This is a genomic window from Hydrogenimonas cancrithermarum, assembly GCF_030296055.1.
GTDB classification, from domain to species: domain Bacteria; phylum Campylobacterota; class Campylobacteria; order Campylobacterales; family Hydrogenimonadaceae; genus Hydrogenimonas; species Hydrogenimonas cancrithermarum.
On the sequence record NZ_AP027370.1, the window covers coordinates 221446 to 233866 of the forward strand.

Here is a 12421-nt window from a genome sequence, read left to right on the forward strand (position 1 = left end):
CGCAGCTTATGAAAGATAAAAAGATATTATATATTTTGATTACAATTCTAACCCTCTCTGGCAATGTATATGCAGAAGAAGCCATTGATGCTTCTGATCCGACGAGAGTTTATACCTATGCTGGTGCCGGTATAAAATACACGGATTATACCAATGATGAAACTATGATAGAGATGAGAGCGATAGGAAACATCGGTCTCTCACCAAATGATATGCTTCTTTTTGAAGTTGGCTATGGCTGGCATGATGGTGATAGAGTAGAGGGAGGCAACAGTGATATGACCAATGGACGCCTTCGATGGTTTCACCTTTTTGAGATGGATTACTCTATCACAAGTGGCTACCGCGGATGGGCAACACAGGTCGACTTGCAGATAGCCGGTGCAATGAAAGGTACGGATGGGCAGAATGTACTTTCAGTCGGTGCTTTGCCTGCATTCGGCATCAACGAGTCATGGAGTTTCTTCCTTCCGATGAATGTGGTAAACAGCTGGGATAAAGAGTTCGCGAATTACAACGGGATCGGTCTCAATATCTCACCTCTGCTTGTCTATACCCCACACTGGTGGAGTGGATCTTATGTGCAAATATGGCCGGGGTATACCTATTTTGTCAGTGGCGAACTCAAAAAAGAAGGTTCGGGCAATCTCGATCTCACCACAGGCGGAACCATTACCGATACTGTCTGGTGGGCATTGACCTATCAGAAAAACTTCGATGTCAACCTCATGTCGTTTAGACGTGGGGCAGAGACAGGATTGAAGAATGATCAGAATATTTTTCTGAACTTCACTACATATTTTTAGGAGTGAATATGAAAATGATATCTTTGGCGCTATTGGTAGTGCCAACTGCATCAATGGCTTCCATGACAGGATATGCCAGCAGAGCAGTCGAAGGTGCTTTGATAGGTACCGGTACATGTGCATTTTTCAGTTCTCTATTCGGCGGTAGGAAAGATGGTGCGATAGGCGGTATATCTGGTGCGGTAATTGGCGCAAACGAAGATGAACGATCCATAAGAAGTTACTATGACTACGGAAATAGATATTACAATGGATAATCTCAAGATTTTGCAATTTTATGATGGCATTCAAGAGCTGCAAAATTGATGCCATAACAGCCAGGAGGAGCCATCGAATAATTGTCTGCCTCCTTATACTGCATCTTCAGGCAGGAGCTGCCTGTACAAAAGGGGACGCAAACGTAGATGAATGCAAAAAACAGAACTTGATATCCGGTGAAGATCCGCTGGTCAAACAACAAGATAACGTCTCTGATAATGCATCGTTCGATATGGAGTTGTACGGCAGTATCCGGATCCGTTATCGTCATGTAGTCCATGATACATCGGAATTTGAAGATAGCGGATCCCGTATCGGTTTGAACAGCTGGTATGAATTCGCCCCTTCTTCCAGGGTGTTCGCTCGCTATGAACTGGGCTTCAATTTATTGCAAGAGCTCGGATTCGATGATGTTCCCTATCATCACGATCAGGAATTCAACAGTACGCTTTTTACCCGCTTGGGCTACGTGGGTGTTCAGTTTGATAAGGATATTGTCACCTTCGGAAAAAATTGGTCTACCTACTATCAGGTAGCAGGATTTACCGACCATTTTGACTCGTTTGGAGGAGAGGCCAGCGGTGCATACAATGTTATGACAGATGGCGGCTCTTCCGGTACCGGAAGAGCCGACTCGGTACTTCAGGTACGTTTGAATTATGACCTGAAAAATTTTCTTGACCGTTTCGAAAAGCTGGAGATCAATATGCAGCTTCAACCGCCTCGACCCATTCCGGGCATGCAAGATTTCGATTACAACTATGGATTTGGAATCAGCACCATTCTCACGACATCGAATTATTTCAGCCTTGGTGTTGCCTTCAACTTTTCATCTGTCGATACAGAAGAGATACCAGCGCAAAAGCGTATCGGACTCAATGGAAATATGTCGGCTCTGCTCCTGGGAATGCGATGGTATAACGATGTCTGGTATCTCGCACTTACTCTTTCCAAAAGCAGCAATCTCCAAGCCTCGGACAATCTTGAATATTTCGATGGAAAGGGCATGGAACTGTATGCCCGGTATCGATTCTATCCCAAATTCTATTGGGTTGGCGGGATAAACTATTTGCGGCCGGACTCAGGCCAGAAACAGGCTGGAGGGTATCTGTTGAACTACTACATTGTTGGAGTGAGATACTCGATCAAAAACTTGTCAAGAATATTGTATATAGAGAGCCGTATCGATAATGGCAGGACATATAACAATGATTACAGAAGAGGCCACCAGATCACTGCCGGTGTACGATGGGATTTTGATTTTTAGAGCCGCTCTATCGCTATTTTTCAAGCATCTCTCTGCAGTCATTGAATGGTTTTTTGGCATTGCAAATCGAAAGTTATCATCTGGACTTTTTTCTTTCGGCAGATTAAAAGTAGCCTGCCCCCTATTATCGGCGTATCAAGGAGGCATCGCAAATCATGGGTATCGAACTGATGGACCATGTGATCGTCACGAAAGAGGGGTGGTTCAGTTTCGCGGAAGAGGGGGCGCTTTGATATGAGATGGGTTCCAGGTAAATCACTTGAAAAATATAACACTATATGTTATAGTATCTCATGATAAAAAGTTTTGCGGATAGAGAAACGAAAAAGTTCTTCCAGACCGGTAAAAGTCGAAAGGTCCCCGACACGATCCACAAAGCCGCATTGCGCAAACTGGATTATCTGAATGCCGCCGCTTCGCTGGATGATCTGCGCGTACCGCCGGGCAATATGCTCGAAGCACTCACCGGTGATCTGAAAGGCAAATACTCCATCCGCATCAACCAACAATATCGCATCGTCTTCGCTTTTGAAAAGGGCGATGCGTACGATGTGTCGATCATGGATTATCATTGAAAAGGAACGACTATGAACGAGTTGCAAAGAGAACCTACCCATCCGGGTGAAATCCTTCTCGAAGAGTTTCTCAAACCCTTAGGTCTAACTCAAAGTGCATTGGCCAAAGACCTGCACACCTCCTTTCGCGCCGTCAACGAACTGGTCAACGGCAAACGGGGCATCACCACCGAAATGGCCCTGAAACTGGCCCGCTATTTCGGCACCACCCCGCAGCTTTGGCTAAACCTTCAAAACAGCTACGATCTTTACCGCGTCGGCAGGAAAAAGGCCGACGAGATCGAAGCGGTCAAACGATGTGAAGTGGCGTGAAAGTTGTAGACAAGGGAGGAAAGGGGACATGGGAAAATCTATTTATGAAGTTATCAGTTATCACCTGACCCCATTATCGACCAATCCTTCGGCGGGGTCGATCTGCTCCCCTCCGTCGAACAAAAAGCCGCGCACCTGCTCTACTACATCGTCAAAGGGCACCCCTTCAGCGACGGCAACAAACGCATTGGCGCCTACCTCTTTGTGTACTCTTTTTGCACAAAAACGGTGTGCTCTACCGCGACAGTGGCGAAGCGCGTATCAACGACAACGCCTTGGCGGCACTGACGCTGCTTGTGGCCACTTCCGCACCGGCACAAAAAGAGATTATCATCCGGCTCATCATGAATATGTTGGTGGAGGGAGAGTTGTAAAAGAGAAAAATGCTACACTTTTGAAAAGGATCTGACCCATAAACATGAAATAGGATGCAAAGAGAACCGGCCCATCCCGGAGAGATCTTTTTTGGAAGAATTTCTCAAACGTCTAAGGAGAAAAGAAGAAAGGGATATTGTTGACTTTTTGCAAAACTCCTGTTTCGAAAGCCCACTTTATCCAAATACAAAGATCGATTTATGAAGTTATCAGTTATCACTTGGCCCTTGATGTAAAATCATTTCTTGCAGTTGATCACATCTTTTCAAAAATTTTGATTCTTTCGATTCTTTTCCGATAATCGGGCATACATTTTTCTACGAAACTCCAGAATTCCCGGGAATGGTTTTTATAGCGGATATGGGCAAGCTCGTGGACGACGACATACTCTATCAGGTTAACGGGTAGTTTGATTACATGATAATTGAAAGACAACCGGTCGGTGTTGGAGCAGGACCCCCACCGTTTTTGCGCTTTTCTGAAGGATACATGGGCGGGTACCACGCCCATTTTCTTCTGCCATTTCCTGACGAGCGGCACGATTTTTTCTTTGGCTTTGGTTCTGTAGAACGCCTCGATCGCATTCTCGATTGTCGAGGGGACGGCATCGAAAGGGGTTTTGACGATGAATTTGGAGTAGATAAACCGGACTTCCACCTCCCGCCTCTCTTCTTTGACGACTCTGACATAGTAGCTCTTTCCGAGATAGTACAGTCGTGAACCGGTTCGTATCTCCTTCTCTTCCGGATCCCTTCGATACGCTTTCAGATGTTTCAGAATCCAACGGGACTTTTTCAGCACCATTGCTTCGATCTCCCTCTCCGGCGTTGCGGTATGGGTCTTGACCAGTACCCCTTTCCCGTCGACCTGGATATAGGTGTGTTTCAGTGTCGGTTTGCGCTCGATTTTGTATGCGATGGTATGATCGCCGTAGATCACGCTTCCCATCTACCCCTCCACCAGTTTCTGCACGATCGCTTTGGCGAGCGCCCGTTCCGCGCCGTACTTTTTCAGTATCGGTTTGATGCGGTTGCGCATCTCCTTTTGAGCGGTGCTTTGGCGCATGACGGCGGGATTGGCGAGAAACTCGTCCAGTGCCTCGTAGACGGCGAGAGTGAGCGCCGTCGGGTCGTCGCTGGCCTTTTTGACCAGATCGTAGACGATCAGCTGGTTTTCGTTTTCCAGCCCCGCGTGACGATGGCGCGCTTTGTGCCGTTCGATGATCTCCTCCATACGGCTGAAGAGGTCGGCGACCGCCTGTTTGCGGTCGTGTTTTCGCTCCCGGAGTATCTGCTCCAGCAGCTCCGAGAGTGCCAGCGCCAGTTCGGGATGCTCTTTTTCGTTGGCTTTGATGATGGCTTTGGCTTTCTCCAGCGGCGTATGGCTCCCTTCCTTCTCCAGCTCCCTGCGGAACTCTTTGTAGTCGGAGATGTCGATGGGCTCCCGCAGCAGGTATTCGATGCCCCGGCTTCGTAGATGCTCGTCGATGATCGTCTGGAGTTTCCCGCTCTCCTCTCTGGTGATCTTTTCCCGTTCGTCCCTGACCATCAGCCTGATTTCGTTGAAAAGGGCGAAATCATCCTCGAACCGGGTGGCGAAGGGATCGGGCAGGACGATATCCATCGACTTGTTGAAATCCCGCAGAAGCTCTTTGAACCTCTCTCTGACATCCTCGGCCTGCAGATACTCCACCGCTTTGAGGATGAAGTCGTCCCGCTTTTCGCGTCGGTCGTAGCGGATTTTGGAGAAGAAGTTGACCAGCTTCGTATGGCGGTTCTCCAGCACGGTCTTTTCGCTCTCGATGTCCCGCATCACGTCGCCGGGTTCCAGATCGCCGGAGAAGATTTCCAGCGCCTCGACCAGATGCCGGGTGATACCCACATAGTCGACGATATAGCCCGCGTGTTTGCCTTTGCGTGTGCGGTTGACCCGTGCAATGGCCTGCAGCAGGTTGTGCTCTTTGAGTACCTTGTCGAGGTAGAGCACCTGCAGGATGGGCGCGTCGTAACCGGTGAGCAGCATGTCGCTGACGATGAGAAAGGCGGTGTTGTCGTACTGCTTCCTTCCCCCTCTGGTTTTGTCGCTTTCATCGCCGAAGGGAAGCTTGAAATCCTCGATGACCTGTTTGATCTTCTCTTCGGGAGTCGCCAGCTCGAAGTACTCTTTCGCGTCTTTTTTGGTATCGAAGCTCATCACCACTCTGGAAGCATAAGGGTTGAGGCCCTGTTTTTTGAGCTTTAGCAGCGCCTTCTGGTAGGCGATGGCCTGTTTGCAGTTGTGGCAGACGATCATCGCCTTGAATCCGTTGGGATGGATTTTACTGCCGTAATGCTCGACGATATGCCGAGCGATGGTGTCGACCCTCCGCTCGGCAAGCAGCACGACATCCAGCGAAGTCGATTTCTTCTTGAGATAGCCCCGTTTCTCTTCGCTCACACCTTCGAAAACCTTGCCGAAAACCTCATCCATCTGCTCCTTTTCGATGAAGAGTTTCGGCAATCCCGTTTCGTAGAGGATGGGCAAGGTGTTGCCGTCGGCGACGGACTGTTTGATGGTGTATTTGTCGATGTAGTCGCCGCCGTAGAACTCCCGCAGGGTCGATCGGCTCTCTTTGTCGATGGGCGTCCCCGTAAAGGCAATGAATTTGGCGTTGGGGAGCGACCGGCGCATATAGGCCGCCGTCAGCCCGTACTGGCTTCTGTGGGCTTCGTCGATGAGCACGAAGATATTCTCTTTCTCGCTGAGCACTTCGACCTCGGGCTCCTGCATATACTTCTTCGCTTTCGCCGCCGCTTCCGCCCGCTCCTGAAACTTGTGGATAGTGGTCATCAGAGTCTTGCCGTAGCTGTCTTTGAGCAGGGTTTTGAGATGGGAGATGGAAGCGGCCTGGATGGGGTTGGGAAAGCCCGTGCGCCGGAAGGTGGAGCTGATCTGGTTGTCCAGGTCGATGCGGTCGGTGACGACCAGGATGGTCGGGTTGTCGAAGCCGCTGTTCTGCGCCCGGAGTTTCGTGGCGAGGTAGACCATCGTGATCGATTTGCCCGACCCCTGGGTATGCCAGACGACCCCGCCCTTGTTCTCGGTTTTGAGCCGGCGGATGATTTTGTTGACGGCTCTGAGCTGCTGGTAGCGGGGGAGCTTTTTGACGGTCCTGCCCTCGGTCACCTCGTAGATGACGAAGTATTTGACGATATCGAGAAAGCGCTCTTTCTTGAAGAGGTTGTAGAGCATCAGATCCTGCGGGGTGATTTCTCTGTCGCCTATCAGCGCTCTCAGCTCGTCGTCGGGCGTTTTGTTGTACTTCGAGTAAAACGCCATCGGGCTCTCGATGGTGCCGTAGAGAGCGTTGACGCGGTTGATGGCGGCGCAGATCTGGTTGGTGTGGAAAAGTTTCGGCGAGTTCTCCTGATAGTAGAGCAGGTCCGGGATGTCCGTGATGTCCACCGTCTGGTTCTTCGCCTCGATGACCGCCAGCGGCAGGCCGTTGACAAAGAGCACGATGTCGGGGATGGAGTTGGCGCGGCTCCCTTTGAACTTCATCTGGTTGACGACGAGGAAGTCGTTGGCCTCGATGTTTTCGAAATCGATGAATTTGACGGGTATGGGATGCTCGTCGGGCGTGGGTTTGAGCGTCAGGGCGTCGGGGCGTGTGAGCAGGCGGTGGGCCTCGGCGTTTATCTCCATCAGGGAGCTTCCATGGATCGAAGTGATTTTGCGCAGGGCTTTTTGGAGGTTGTTTTCGTTCAGCCACGGGTTGAGGCGTTTGAGAGCCGCATCGAGGCGGTCGGCGAGAATGGCGTCGTGCATCTCGCCTTTGGCGTCGATATGTTCGTAGCCGAGCTTTTGGAAGAGTTCGACGGCGGGGCGTTCGGATTGAGTGTATTCGCTCATCGATTTTTCTTTCTCTTTAGTTTTGAGAGTTTGATAAGTTTGATATTGGATCTTGGAATACCTATACTTTGGAGCTGCTTTTTATGTTTTTGCTTCTCATTAGGATTATGATAACTTACAATCCATTGAGTCTTTCTCAACTTGATATGCATTACAATGGCATGAAAATATGCGATATCAACATTGGAAATTGAATGTCCAAGTACATATATCATTCGGACATCCTTTAGGTTCTTGAAAAACTTTCGATGCTTTTTAATGATTTTATCGGTCGGCTTAAATGTTCGTAAAAAATAGTCTTCAAGGATAGTGTTGCCTTCAAGAATCCTCACATCAACTTCTGAAGGCTCAAATGGGTCTTCGACATATTGATTATCTTTCGGTTTCCATCCATGTCCAAGTATGATATTTTTCGGTTGTTTTAGAGAACCGTGAATGTGTAAAATATTTTGATTTGAAATTTTGTAAGTGTTCTGTAGCGTATTGGTATAATTAAACGTGAGATATTGTGCTTTCTTCTTAAACTTGAGTGATTTTTTATGGGGAATTTTGAGTTGTTTTAGCCACGCTATGAAGTGTTGTTTAAGTGTAGTTGAGAGTTCTGATACTACTCGGTCAATCTCAAATTGATAATCGTGATGAGCGGAATCACGCCAATCATCTGCACCATACGACTTGAGAAACATACTCGCATAATCTATCAAAGAATCTACATCAATAGAAGCAAGTGCCTCTTCAAAATCTGACCAATCATCTTTAATTTGAAGATATTCCTCCACAAGGTTATACAGTGTGCTATCTGTCTGTTGAACATATTCCATAAAATTTTGATAGGATGAAGATATATGATGGTGTAGGTCAAAACCATTTCCCATGATGTAAAGAGTTTTTGTACTTTTCACACTTTTACTCTCACTTCCCCCATAAGGAGTTTTTGCATCAGTCCCTTCTTGAGCGTCTCATATCGTATCTTTCTCTCTCTAAGGGCGTCGAGTTTGTTGTCCGTGGAAGAAAGGATGGTAGCAATTTTCTGCTGCTCTTCTATAGGTGGAACTGGACACTTATACTTTGCAATAGCCTTCCCCGTTAATTGTGGTATTCCACTACTTTCTGAAAAAATTCTTATTTTATAATTGATATACTCAGTAAGGAAATGAGGGTATATTTTCTTTGTAGGGAAGAGTACTATTAATCTACCTATGGCACCATATCCACCATTTTTTGTAAATGCAGTACCCACTCCAATTCCTCTACCTACAACGGTTAAGCTCTGCCCTTCAAACTCTTTGAAGTCGTAGTATCCATATAGTCCTTGATTATCAACAGTATTGGAGAATACAGGATATATATGCGTAGCAGTTTTCTTTTTAGAAAAGTGCTCTTCTTGTAAATCTCTCCCGATTGATATGACTACAACTTCTCCAATGGTACTTACTTCCCACTCCTTCGGTATCCTCCCAATCTCACTCTCCTTGAACTCCGTATGCCCGATGCCCTCGCTCAGGAGCTTCTGCATCAGCCCCTTTTTGAGCTCTTCAGTCTTGGCTATCTGCTCGTCGATGACCTCGATCTTCTTATCGACGCTGGTGAGGATGGCGGCGATTTTTTGTTGTTCTGGGAGGGATGGAAGAGGAATGTATAAATTTTCTATCTGTCTTGAACTTATATTAGGCTGTGCCCCTCCAATAGCATTAACAAGGAGTTTTTCTATAAATCTGCTGTCGGTGACATTATAGTAAAGATATTGGCTATAGAGGCGAGAAGGATTTGTAATATCAAATTTACCCACCCGTTGATTTAAGTATAATGGCAAATGTTCTTTTTTTATTTTCCCAATTTTCCCAGTTGTTGCTCCAGACATCGCAATAACTATATCTTGTTCATTTAATAAGTATAAATTATATTTTTTATCTTCTTTTACTTTAACACAATTTGACAAATCTATATTTCCGCTGGATAATATGTTCGAGATTTTTAAGACAGGTATACCTATTTTTTGAAAGTCTTTACTTTTAAAAGCATTCCCACCCTTAAGTTTTAAGAAATCTCCTAATTTCACAACCTCCCACTCCTCAGGAATCATCCCAATCTCCGTCTGCTTATACCTCTCCCTAACCGACATAGCCCAGTTCCTTCAGGTAGCCGCCCAGCTCTTCGTCGATCGCCTTCTCTTTGACTTCAAGCTCGGCGATCTCTTGTAGCACCGTTTCGATGTCGACGATCTCTTCGGGCTCGGAAGTGTCGATGTAGCGGGCGATGTTCAGGTTGTAGTCGTTTTCGCGTATCTTCTCCATATCGACGATGCGCATGAATTTGTCGATATCGTTCAATCCGTCGTAAGCGTCGATGATCTTTTCGATATTTTCCTGAGTGAGGGTGTTCTGGTTTTTCCCCTCTTTGTATTCGTTGCTGGCGTCGATGAAGATGACCTTGTTTTTGAGGTTTTCGGCCTTGTGCTTGTTGATGACGACGATGGCGGCGGGGATGCCGGTGTTGTAAAAGAGCTTTTCGGGCAGTCCGACGATGCCTTCCACGAGGTCGTCTTCGAGGATGCCTTTGCGGATCCTGCCTTCCGCTCCGCCGCGAAAGAGAATGCCGTGGGGCAGCACCACGCCCATTCTGCCGCTTTGTTTGAGGACGGCGATCATGTGCTGCACGAAAGCCAGGTCACCGTATCCCCGGGGCGGGATGCCGTATTTGAAGCGGCCATACTCGTCGGTGACGGCATCGTTGTATCTGGGCGCGATCTCCTTGCCCTTCTCGTCGGTTTTGACATCCACTTCGGCGGGCGCCCACCACTTCTTGAGCGAAAAGGGAGGATTGGCGATGACCCGGTCGAAGGTCATCAGCTCGCCGTTTGCGGTATGCTGCGGATGGGCGAGGGTGTCGCCTTTGCGGATGTCGGCGTCGATGAAGCCGTGGACGATCATGTTGATCTTGGCGATGGCCCAGGTGCCGAGGTTCTTCTCCTGGCCGTAGAGCGAGGCGTTGACGTACCTGCCGTCGACCACTCCTCCCCGCTCTTTGATGTAGTGGGCCGACTCGATGAGCATCCCGCCAGAGCCGCAGGTGGGGTCGTAGACGCTGTCGCCCGCTTCGGGTTTGATCAGCCCGACCGCCAGCCGCACCACCTCTTTGGGCGTGTAGAATTCGCCGCCCTTTTTCCCCGCGTCGTCCGCGAACATCCGGATGAGATACTCGTAGGCGTTGCCCAGGATGTCGGGGTTCTCCAGGTCGGCGTTGGCGAGGGAGTATTTGTTGAAATGCTGCAGCAGGCGCTGAAGAAGCGTATCGGGCAGCTTCTCGCTGTCGCCGAAATGGACGGCGGTCATCACCCCTTCGAGCTGGGGGTTGTGCTCCTCGATGGCTGCGAAGGCTTTGTCGAGCGCCTGACCGATGTTTTCGGTCTTTTTGGCCAGTTCGCTCCAATAGGCCTCCCGGGGAATGAAAAACTGGTGATAATCCTCGTCCTCCAGCGCCTCTTCGAGGGTGATGTCCTCCTCATCGACGGCGGCGTGCGCCTCTTCGAAAAACTGGTCGTTGGCGCGCTTGAGAAAGAGCAGCCCGAAAATGTAGTTTTTGAAATCGCTGCTGTCGATGTGGCCCCGCATCAGGTCGGCGGAGTCCCAGAGCCAGCGTTCGAGCGTTTCGAGAGTCAGTTTCATCATCAAACCTCTTCCAAGTGGAAATAATGCATATTATAACCCTTATCCCACAAATATAAAAGAGCATTTTGGCCCAAATTTTTTTTGAAAAACGCCCATGTTATTTAGAATTTGATATCTTATGGGTTCAATTGTACCGATTTCGGCATACTCTCCCCATGCAGACACCCAAACCGAAACCATCGATACGCACCATTGCCGAAAAACTCTCGAGCCTACTTTACATGGATTCGACCAGCTGGAAAGAAAGGGGATAGGCTACTTTATACTTCACCTGACCCATTTTCGTTGCAATAGAGTCAGGATTTGCTTTTTGCATCCTGCTCCTCCCAAAACTGTAACAAAAAGCAGTCTTGATCCATTGGGCTGAAAAAAGAGGAAGATGAGGAGTGTTAAAAACGTATTACAGCAAAATTCACGCCGCTCCGAGCCTCTCGGCCAACCACATTTTGATGATCGCCTGACGGCTGACACCCAGATGTCGGGCTTCACGGTCGAGCCGATCGACCATCCATTTGGGGAAGTCGATATTGATCCGTTTGGGCTCTTCGTTGGGTTTTGTCATCTTTTCGGTATCGAACCACTCCAATATATCTTCCTGGCCTTCGTCAAAGATTTTATCGAGTTCTTTGGCTTTCATAAAGCATCCTTTCTTTTTGGCGGGATCGTCTTACCGATATGATCCGAATAGCATTATTTCGATAGGTGATTATGGCGGTATAGTGCTTCTTTTCGATACAGGCAACAATCAACCATCTAGGCTCATCAAGTGACTGCCGGGATGGTAGCTGTATCAAATCTTCATCCTCCCATAACTTCTGCGCCTCTTCGAAATTAATACCATGCTTTTGCATGTTGATTTCACTTTTTTTCGGATCGTATTCGAATCTCATATAAAAATTATATTGTTAATATACATTTTTGTCAATTTATACTGTATATTTCAATAGACCATGTGAGAAAAATAAAGATTTTGAAGCGACCTTTTCACGTCCAGAATATTCCGTGGCCCAGATAGGGGGATTGCCCAACGACTTGAGATACTGGATCAGGTAGGTCGTCTTGCCCACTTCTTTAGCACCAACGATGCCGACCAGCTTTTTATCGAGATCTCTTTCATCGAAAAAAGTAGCGTCTGTAGGCAATGGTGTTTTTGGGTGTTTTTGGCAAAGATTTTTCTTTGATACTCTTTTAATTCGTTCAAATTAAATATGGAAGTAAGAAGTTTTCCATATATTTAGACTTTCATATCGAAAAAAGATTTCCCGCTTC

General features: G+C 47.8%; 15 protein-coding genes. 8 read left to right on the forward strand and 7 right to left on the reverse strand.

From position 1 onward, the window contains the following. Positions 1 to 8: 8 nt before the first annotated feature. The 8 genes from QUD54_RS01080 (at position 9) to QUD54_RS01110 (ending at position 3592) form a co-directional block, all read left to right on the forward strand. Positions 9 to 806 (forward strand): hypothetical protein, encoded by a 798-nt coding sequence (locus QUD54_RS01080; protein WP_286337115.1) that lies wholly within the window; start codon positions 9 to 11, stop codon positions 804 to 806. A gap of 8 nt (positions 807 to 814) precedes the next feature. After that, positions 815 to 1063: a hypothetical protein gene (locus tag QUD54_RS01085; RefSeq protein WP_286337116.1), complete on the forward strand. Its 249-nt coding sequence runs from the start codon at positions 815 to 817 to the stop codon at positions 1061 to 1063. A gap of 20 nt (positions 1064 to 1083) precedes the next feature. Next, positions 1084 to 2331 carry a porin gene (locus QUD54_RS01090; protein WP_286337117.1) on the forward strand — a complete coding sequence of 416 codons (1248 nt, stop codon included), beginning with the start codon at positions 1084 to 1086 and terminating at the stop codon, positions 2329 to 2331. A 170-nt stretch (positions 2332 to 2501) separates the two neighbouring features. Then, a complete protein-coding gene (locus QUD54_RS01095; protein ID WP_286338052.1) occupies positions 2502 to 2564 on the forward strand; it encodes a hypothetical protein in 63 nt (20 codons plus the stop codon). A 60-nt stretch (positions 2565 to 2624) separates the two neighbouring features. Then, a complete protein-coding gene (locus QUD54_RS01100; RefSeq protein WP_286337118.1) occupies positions 2625 to 2906 on the forward strand; it encodes a type II toxin-antitoxin system RelE/ParE family toxin in 282 nt (93 codons plus the stop codon). Positions 2907 to 2918: 12 nt separating this feature from the next. Continuing rightward, positions 2919 to 3218 (forward strand): HigA family addiction module antitoxin, encoded by a 300-nt coding sequence (locus QUD54_RS01105; protein WP_286337119.1) that lies wholly within the window; start codon positions 2919 to 2921, stop codon positions 3216 to 3218. Between the two features lie 135 nt (positions 3219 to 3353). Beyond that, positions 3354 to 3506 (forward strand): Fic family protein, encoded by a 153-nt coding sequence (locus QUD54_RS12000; RefSeq protein WP_320052011.1) that lies wholly within the window; start codon positions 3354 to 3356, stop codon positions 3504 to 3506. Beyond that, entirely contained in the window at positions 3434 to 3592 is a 159-nt protein-coding gene (locus QUD54_RS01110) for a hypothetical protein (RefSeq protein ID WP_286337120.1), read from the forward strand. The genes QUD54_RS12000 and QUD54_RS01110 overlap by 73 nt, the downstream gene beginning before the upstream one ends. Before the next feature lie 256 nt (positions 3593 to 3848). On the opposite strand, the gene QUD54_RS01115 is transcribed toward QUD54_RS01110, so the two are convergent. From QUD54_RS01115 to QUD54_RS01145, 7 genes are all read right to left on the reverse strand, one after another. Continuing rightward, positions 3849 to 4541: a M48 family metallopeptidase gene (locus tag QUD54_RS01115; protein ID WP_286337121.1), complete on the reverse strand. Its 693-nt coding sequence runs from the start codon at positions 4539 to 4541 to the stop codon at positions 3849 to 3851. Beyond that, positions 4542 to 7484, reverse strand: a complete 2943-nt coding sequence (locus QUD54_RS01120; RefSeq protein ID WP_286337122.1) for a type I restriction endonuclease subunit R — start codon at positions 7482 to 7484, stop codon at positions 4542 to 4544. Next, positions 7481 to 8386, reverse strand: a complete 906-nt coding sequence (locus QUD54_RS01125; RefSeq protein ID WP_286337123.1) for a bacteriophage abortive infection AbiH family protein — start codon at positions 8384 to 8386, stop codon at positions 7481 to 7483. The genes QUD54_RS01120 and QUD54_RS01125 overlap by 4 nt, the downstream gene beginning before the upstream one ends. Further along, positions 8383 to 9567, reverse strand: a complete 1185-nt coding sequence (locus tag QUD54_RS01130) for a restriction endonuclease subunit S (protein WP_286337124.1) — start codon at positions 9565 to 9567, stop codon at positions 8383 to 8385. Before QUD54_RS01130 ends, QUD54_RS01125 begins: the two co-directional genes overlap by 4 nt. Before the next feature lie 28 nt (positions 9568 to 9595). After that, on the reverse strand, positions 9596 to 11152 hold the full coding sequence (locus tag QUD54_RS01135) for a type I restriction-modification system subunit M (protein WP_286337125.1): 1557 nt from the start codon (positions 11150 to 11152) through the stop codon (positions 9596 to 9598). Between the two features lie 412 nt (positions 11153 to 11564). Beyond that, positions 11565 to 11789 carry a type II toxin-antitoxin system BrnA family antitoxin gene (brnA, locus tag QUD54_RS01140; RefSeq protein WP_286337126.1) on the reverse strand — a complete coding sequence of 75 codons (225 nt, stop codon included), beginning with the start codon at positions 11787 to 11789 and terminating at the stop codon, positions 11565 to 11567. After that, a complete protein-coding gene (locus tag QUD54_RS01145; protein ID WP_286337127.1) occupies positions 11767 to 12042 on the reverse strand; it encodes a BrnT family toxin in 276 nt (91 codons plus the stop codon). Before QUD54_RS01145 ends, brnA begins: the two co-directional genes overlap by 23 nt. Positions 12043 to 12421 lie beyond the last annotated feature (379 nt).

Coding starts and splice junctions, on each gene's coding strand:
- brnA (WP_286337126.1), bottom strand. CDS start 11,789: ATGAAAGCCAAAGAACTCGATAAAATCTTTGACGAAGGCCAGGAAGAT.
- QUD54_RS01115 (WP_286337121.1), bottom strand. CDS start 4,541: ATGGGAAGCGTGATCTACGGCGATCATACCATCGCATACAAAATCGAG.
- QUD54_RS01100 (WP_286337118.1), top strand. CDS start 2,625: ATGATAAAAAGTTTTGCGGATAGAGAAACGAAAAAGTTCTTCCAGACC.
- QUD54_RS01135 (WP_286337125.1), bottom strand. CDS start 11,152: ATGATGAAACTGACTCTCGAAACGCTCGAACGCTGGCTCTGGGACTCC.
- QUD54_RS01085 (WP_286337116.1), top strand. CDS start 815: ATGAAAATGATATCTTTGGCGCTATTGGTAGTGCCAACTGCATCAATG.
- QUD54_RS01090 (WP_286337117.1), top strand. CDS start 1,084: ATGATGGCATTCAAGAGCTGCAAAATTGATGCCATAACAGCCAGGAGG.
- QUD54_RS01080 (WP_286337115.1), top strand. CDS start 9: ATGAAAGATAAAAAGATATTATATATTTTGATTACAATTCTAACCCTC.
- QUD54_RS01145 (WP_286337127.1), bottom strand. CDS start 12,042: ATGAGATTCGAATACGATCCGAAAAAAAGTGAAATCAACATGCAAAAG.
- QUD54_RS01130 (WP_286337124.1), bottom strand. CDS start 9,567: ATGATTCCTGAGGAGTGGGAGGTTGTGAAATTAGGAGATTTCTTAAAA.
- QUD54_RS01120 (WP_286337122.1), bottom strand. CDS start 7,484: ATGAGCGAATACACTCAATCCGAACGCCCCGCCGTCGAACTCTTCCAA.
- QUD54_RS01105 (WP_286337119.1), top strand. CDS start 2,919: ATGAACGAGTTGCAAAGAGAACCTACCCATCCGGGTGAAATCCTTCTC.